The 5,483-nt window shown below is 71.4% G+C and carries 8 protein-coding genes; 2 read left to right on the top strand and 6 right to left on the bottom strand.

Annotated elements, in window-relative coordinates; genetic code table 11:
- Nucleotides 1-157: 157 nt before the first annotated feature.
- Both ACFU3E_RS38110 and ACFU3E_RS38105 read right to left on the bottom strand, forming a co-directional pair.
- Nucleotides 158-841 (bottom strand): hypothetical protein, encoded by a 684-nt coding sequence (locus tag ACFU3E_RS38110; protein WP_384169329.1) that lies wholly within the window; start codon nt 839-841, stop codon nt 158-160.
- A gap of 126 nt (nt 842-967) precedes the next feature.
- Complete coding sequence (locus tag ACFU3E_RS38105; protein ID WP_384169326.1) at nt 968-1,327, bottom strand: arsenate reductase family protein; 360 nt, start codon at nt 1,325-1,327, stop codon at nt 968-970.
- A gap of 228 nt (nt 1,328-1,555) precedes the next feature.
- Here ACFU3E_RS38105 and ACFU3E_RS38100 point away from each other — a divergent pair, with 228 nt between their 5' ends.
- Nucleotides 1,556-1,870 carry a hypothetical protein gene (locus ACFU3E_RS38100; protein ID WP_248501095.1) on the top strand — a complete coding sequence of 105 codons (315 nt, stop codon included), beginning with the start codon at nt 1,556-1,558 and terminating at the stop codon, nt 1,868-1,870.
- Between the two features lie 92 nt (nt 1,871-1,962).
- Here ACFU3E_RS38100 and ACFU3E_RS38095 read toward each other — a convergent pair whose 3' ends face one another.
- From ACFU3E_RS38095 to ACFU3E_RS38080, 4 genes are all read right to left on the bottom strand, one after another.
- Nucleotides 1,963-2,100 (bottom strand): hypothetical protein, encoded by a 138-nt coding sequence (locus ACFU3E_RS38095; RefSeq protein ID WP_384169323.1) that lies wholly within the window; start codon nt 2,098-2,100, stop codon nt 1,963-1,965.
- A 173-nt stretch (nt 2,101-2,273) separates the two neighbouring features.
- Nucleotides 2,274-2,858 (bottom strand): hypothetical protein, encoded by a 585-nt coding sequence (locus ACFU3E_RS38090; protein WP_384169320.1) that lies wholly within the window; start codon nt 2,856-2,858, stop codon nt 2,274-2,276.
- A 7-nt stretch (nt 2,859-2,865) separates the two neighbouring features.
- On the bottom strand, nt 2,866-3,783 hold the full coding sequence (gene htpX, locus ACFU3E_RS38085) for a zinc metalloprotease HtpX (RefSeq protein ID WP_384169318.1): 918 nt from the start codon (nt 3,781-3,783) through the stop codon (nt 2,866-2,868).
- Between the two features lie 97 nt (nt 3,784-3,880).
- Nucleotides 3,881-4,252, bottom strand: a complete 372-nt coding sequence (locus tag ACFU3E_RS38080; protein WP_384169315.1) for a signal peptidase I — start codon at nt 4,250-4,252, stop codon at nt 3,881-3,883.
- 136 nt (nt 4,253-4,388) lie between these two features.
- Here ACFU3E_RS38080 and ACFU3E_RS38075 point away from each other — a divergent pair, with 136 nt between their 5' ends.
- Entirely contained in the window at nt 4,389-5,258 is an 870-nt protein-coding gene (locus tag ACFU3E_RS38075) for a GNAT family N-acetyltransferase (RefSeq protein ID WP_384169312.1), read from the top strand.
- Nucleotides 5,259-5,483 lie beyond the last annotated feature (225 nt).

Below are 5,483 nucleotides of genomic sequence, written 5' to 3'. Positions count from 1 at the left end.
GTCACCGGCTCCCCTCCGTCAAGCCGGTGACCGGCGCCGCACGGCCCGGACGCGCCGGTCCTGCTGTCCCTGGCCGGGGGCAGCAGGACCGGTGACACGTACGAGGGGCGGCCGAGGGGGTGGCCGCCGCCTCATCGATTCAACGGGTCGTACGGCCTCACCCCACCTTCTCGATCAGAGCCCGGCGGATCAGGAACTTGCCGGGCTCACGGACCTGTTCGAAGGCCGCGTTGTTGAGCAGCGCACAGCTGCCGGAGACCGAAGTGACTTCCACCGTCGTGGACTTGTCGTTGTCCAGGTTGGTGACCTTCAGCTTCGTGCCGGCCGGGAACTGGTTGCTGGACGCGGCAGGCGCACCGCCCTCGCCGGAGAGCGTGACCGTGGAGCCGTTGCACACCTGCTGCCCGGTGGCCGCGGCACCGCCACCGGGGTCGGCGGCGGGGGCGGACTCGGCGGGCTGCGCCGATGCGGCGGGGGCCGAGGGTTGTGCCGACTGGGCGGGCTGCGACGGCTGTGCGGTCTGGGAGTCCTGAGCCGATTCCCCGACGGCGCACCCCGACGCCTCCTGCTTCCGCTTGATCTCCGCGACGACCGCCTCGCGGTTGGCGATCCGCGCCTCGGACTGCGCGTCCGGGTTGGCCCGCTGGTCCGCGATGAACTTCTGGTTGTTGCCGAGGGCGGTGGCGAGACCCAGGCAGACCGTCGATTCCGACGCCGACTTGGGAGTCGGCGTGGCGTTCGACGTGCTCGCCATGACGAAGGCCCCGCCTCCCGCCACCGTCGCCGCGCTCACCAGCAGCGCGATCTTCTTCTTCGTACCGAGAGTTCTCCTGCGCGACATGCGCGCCTCCTGAAGAGGTAGGGGAGCGTACGCCGCTATGTACGAGATACCGAACGAGGCTGCTCAGTGGTTACAGGAGTCACTCAAGTGACCTGCGCCACAAGCGGGTTGGTGGTCCTCGGTGCGTCAGCGCGACAGGGCGTCCCGTACGGCCTCGTCGGTGCGGCCGACCACCGCCGTTCCGTCGTCCGCGGTGATGATCGGGCGCTGGATCAGCTTCGGGTGCCGGGCGAGCGCCGTGATCCAGCGGTCACGCGAACCGGCTTCCCGCGGCCACTCCTTGAGTCCGAGCTCCTTGGCGTCCGCCTCCTGGGTGCGGGTGATGTCCCAGGGTTCGAGACCGAGGCGCTCGAGCACGCCGCGGATCTCGTCCTCGCCCGGCACGTCCTCCAGGTAGCGGCGGACGGTGTAGTCGGCGCCCTCGGCGTCGAGCAGCGTCAGGGCGCTGCGGCACTTCGAACACGCGGGGTTGATCCAGATCTCCATGCGCACACGGTACGCGCCGACCGGCTTGTTCGATTATTTGGCGCCCCACCCGCACCTCGCGGACCGGCCGTGACGCAACGCCAATTCCCTTTCTCACCTGGGTGTTTGTCGGACTCTGCGAACTCCCCGTTGTCAGTGCCGGGCGGTAGACTGTAAACAGTGTTCGAGGGTGGCGCCGGGGGTGCCGACGTCTTCGGTGAGCCGCCCGACCGCGACAGGAGGATGCCTGTGCCCGCTGCCGCCCTGAAGTCGAAGCCGTTGCCCACCCAGTCCACCGCGAAGCGTCCCGTCCTGCTCGACCTGCCCTACGTGCCCGTGGAGAAGCGACCGCTGCCGCCGGGCCGGCCGCGCCAGTGGTACGTGACGCACAACCGCCGCCTCAAGGCGATGCGCCTCGCCATCGCCCTGCTCGACTCCGGCGTCTACATGCCGAACCAGGCCCGCAACGAGACGATCCGCGACACCGCGGAACTGATCGGCGTCCATCCGCCGTCGGACACGACGTGCCACATGGTGCGCGCCTTCATGCGGTACGCGCGCTGAGCCGCTCCGATCCGAGCGCCGGGTGCCCCCGACCACGGGGTGCCCGGCGCTCGCTCATGCGGCCCGGCCGGGTGCCGTGATCGCCGGCGGGCTCAGGCGGGCGAAGCCCTCCTGGCGCTCTCGCGCGGCGGCGCAGGCTCGCGCGGCAGGCCCGTGCTCTCCCCGTGCCCCGAGAAGTCGAACGCGAGGGCGTGGCAGTCGCGGGCGGCGAACTCCGTCAGCAGCGGCACCAGCCTCCTTGCCGCCGTTGCCCGCGCCGTGCAGCAGCACGACCGTCGCCCGGGCCGGTTCACCGCCGCCGGCGGACAGCCCGCTGAGCCGTTCGCCGCCGATGGCGTGCGTGAAAGGGATCAGCTCACTCATCCGGCCATTCACTCACGAGGCCCCGGCGCATGAGCGGCGTTCACAGTCCCGGCGCCCCCCACACCGGGAACCAGCGACTCAGGTCCTGCTCGATGCGCAGATCGCCGGAGAGCGCGGCCCGGGCCTGTAGTTCGAGTGCGTTGTCGCGCTGCTGCGTTCCGTCCGGCAGGGGCGCGAACGGGTAGAACGTACCGCGCTTGTAGAGGTAGACCAGTGCGAGCCGCCGGCCGGAGAGATCCTCGAACCCGGCCAGGGAGCACAGCAGCTGAGGGCCGAACCCGTTGGCCTCCAGCTGGCTGTTGACGGCGTGCAGGTCGTTCACGAGCGCGGAGAGCTGGTCGGGCGCGCGGCGGGAGACCAGCCAGGAGTAGCCGTAGTCGTCGCGCAGCAGCTCCACCGGCGGGCCGTCGCGGTCGGTGTCGGCGTCCAGCAGGGCCTGCACCTCACGGTGGGACTGCTCGAAGGCCGCGCCCTCGACGGTGGCGAAGCACACCGCCCCCTGCCCGGTCGGCGTGAAGCCCGTGGCGGCCTCCAGCGTCACGGCAGCCGAGGGCAGCCCGAAGAGCCGGTCGAGATCCGCCACGGTCGGTTTCGTCCGGCCGAGCAGGATGTCCAGCAGCCCCATACGTCGATCACGCCCCTCCGGGTGCGGCCGCCTCACCCAGTTCGGCGGAGATCCGGCCCAGCTGGTCGAGCCGCTGCTCCAGGCTCGGGTGGGTCGAGAAGAGCCGCGCGATGCCGGGCTCGCGGCCCAGCGCCGGCGTGAAGTAGAAGGCGTTGAACGCCTGGGCGGTGCGCAGGTCCCTGGTCGGGATGCGGGCGATGTCGCCGGAGACCTTGGTGAGCGCGGAGGCCAGCGCCGAGGGCCGGCCGGTGAGCTGTGCGGCCGCCCGGTCCGCGGCCAGTTCCCGGTACCGGGACAGGGCCCGGATCAGCAGGAAGCTGATCGCGTAGACGGCCGCCGCCACCCCCATCACCGCGGCGAGGACGGCAGCCGTGTTCTGGTCCCTCCTGCCCCCGCCGAACAGCTGCGAGTAGAAGGCGAACCGCACGATCAGCCCCGCGATCACGCCGAGGAACGACGCGACGGTGATCACGGCGACGTCCTTGTGCGCCACGTGCGAAAGCTCGTGCGCGAGCACGCCCTCCAGCTCGGCCGGCTTCAGCCGCCGCAGCAGCCCTGTCGTCACACACACGACCGCGTGATCGGGGTTCCGCCCGGTCGCGAATGCATTTGGCATGTCCATGGCGGACACGGCGATCACGGGCCGCGGCATGTCGGCCAGGGCGCACAACCGGTCGATCACCGCGTACAGCTCGGGATACTCCTCCCGCTCCACGACCCGCCCGCGCATGGCGTACAGCGCGATCCGGTCGGAGAACCAGTACTGCGCGCCGAGCAGCGCCGCCGCGATCACCACGACCAGCACCCACGACTTCAGCAGCACGATCAGCGCCGCGACGAACCCCACGTACAGCAATCCGAGCAGGAACAGCGTGATCCCCATACGGGTGGTCAACCGCCGATCGCTCCGGAAGCGGCTGTGCATCTGCATCACCCCGCAGTCACGCACTCGTCCCACAGCCAGTGTGCACCCGGTGCTCCCCATGAGCGGGTCGTGGCCGGTCCCAGGACCGGCAAAGCCGTCAGCCGCCCCGGGGGACCGCGTACCCCGGCACGGACGGCCACCGCACCGTCAGCACGACCGACTCCTCCTCCGCGACCCACGAGTGATCGACCCCGCGCCCCCACACCACGTAGTCCCCCTGCCGCTCCAGCAGCACACTGCGCCCGGGCAGCTCGACCCGGAAACGCCCGCTGACGAGCACCAGCAGCGCGGTACGTTCCTCGCCACGCACCCACTCCGCCCGCACGTCCCCCCGAGGGTGCACCCCCCACTTGATCTCCACGGCCTCGCTGTGCCGCGGATCCCCGGCGTCCTTGAAATGCCCGAGAATCCATCCCCGGTCCACAGCGGCGTCCTTGCCGGCGTTGCCCACGTACACACTGTCGTCCACGGGGCCGGACACTAGTGCCGCGACAGGCGACGTTCGCCCCGTCGCGACGCGCAAACGTTGCCTGCCGCGGCACTGGCAGCCGGCCCATGACGCCATATCCCTGCGTACCGCCGGAGCGGTGGTGTGAGATCGGGCTATGGCGATGGTGTTGAACATGCCGGGCATCGACGGTTTGAGCGAAGCTGTGGGCGTGCTGCGGGAGTGGCAGTACGACGGGGCGCCGATGCAGCTGCATCCGGGAGACGTGGGCTGGTTCTGGCGGTTCGGTGCGAGGGCGACGGCCGCGGCGGTGCGGACCTGGAGCCGTGACGGACGGATCCTCGCCGTCGGGCTGCTGGACGGCCCCGAGCTGCTGCGGCTGACGATCGCCCCGGACGCCCAGCAGGACGAGGAGCTGGCACAACGGCTGGTGGGCGACCTGGCCGAGCCGGAGCGCGGCGTGCTGAAGGAGGGGAAGGCGTACGTCGAGGCGCCGCTCGGCACCCCGGTCCAGGATCTGCTGTTCCAGGACGGCTGGGACACCGACGAGCCGTGGACGCCGCTGCGCCGTGATCTCAGGGAGCCGGTGGAGGACCCGGGCGTGCGGATCGAGGTGATCGGGCCGGAGCAGGCGCATGTCCGGGCCGCCGTGCAGCGGGCTTCGTTCGGCAAGTCGACGTTCACGGATGCGCACTGGCACGCGATGGCGGCCGGTACGCCGTATGCCGACGCCCGGTGTCTGGTCGCGTACGACGACCGGGGCGACGCGGTGGCGACGGTGACGGCGTGGTCGGCCGGTCCGGGGAGGCCCGGGCTGCTCGAACCGATGGGTGTGCACCGGGATCATCGCGGTCAGGGCCACGGCAGGGCGATCACCGTCGCCGCGGCGGCTTCCCTGCGGGAGCTGGGCTCGTCGAGCGCGCTCGTCTGCACTCCGAGCTCCAACACCGCAGCCGTCGCCACCTACCGGGCAGCCGGCTTCGCGCCACTCCCCGAGATCCGGGACCGACGCCGCGACGCCGGCTAGGCCGTGTCCGCAAAGTCCCGCCTGCCCCGCGACCCCTGGCACGCTCACCCACTGCCCCAAGGGCGTGGGAGGTACCCCCACTCGCCGCACCGGGCGAAACCCCAAGTAGGTCCAGCACGAGGAGTTCCGCCCGGCACGCCGAGAGCACGCTCCCCCGAGCTCTCGGCTCCGCTCGACCAGGGGGGACCCCCATGACGCCGCGGGGCCCGCCCTCCGGGCGGGCCC

The sequence above is a fragment of the Streptomyces sp. NPDC057424 genome (genome assembly GCF_042803315.1).
GTDB lineage: Bacteria > Actinomycetota > Actinomycetes > Streptomycetales > Streptomycetaceae > Streptomyces.
Note: the sequence above shows the minus strand (reverse complement) of the source record. Positions and strands in the feature narration are given on the sequence as shown.

Excerpts from the sequence above, each read along its gene's own strand:
- ACFU3E_RS38110 (WP_384169329.1), bottom strand. The coding sequence starts at position 841 with ATGTCGCGCAGGAGAACTCTCGGTACGAAGAAGAAGATCGCGCTGCTG.
- ACFU3E_RS38090 (WP_384169320.1), bottom strand. The coding sequence starts at position 2,858 with ATGGGGCTGCTGGACATCCTGCTCGGCCGGACGAAACCGACCGTGGCG.
- htpX (WP_384169318.1), bottom strand. The coding sequence starts at position 3,783 with ATGCACAGCCGCTTCCGGAGCGATCGGCGGTTGACCACCCGTATGGGG.
- ACFU3E_RS38105 (WP_384169326.1), bottom strand. The coding sequence starts at position 1,327 with ATGGAGATCTGGATCAACCCCGCGTGTTCGAAGTGCCGCAGCGCCCTG.
- ACFU3E_RS38075 (WP_384169312.1), top strand. The coding sequence starts at position 4,389 with ATGGCGATGGTGTTGAACATGCCGGGCATCGACGGTTTGAGCGAAGCT.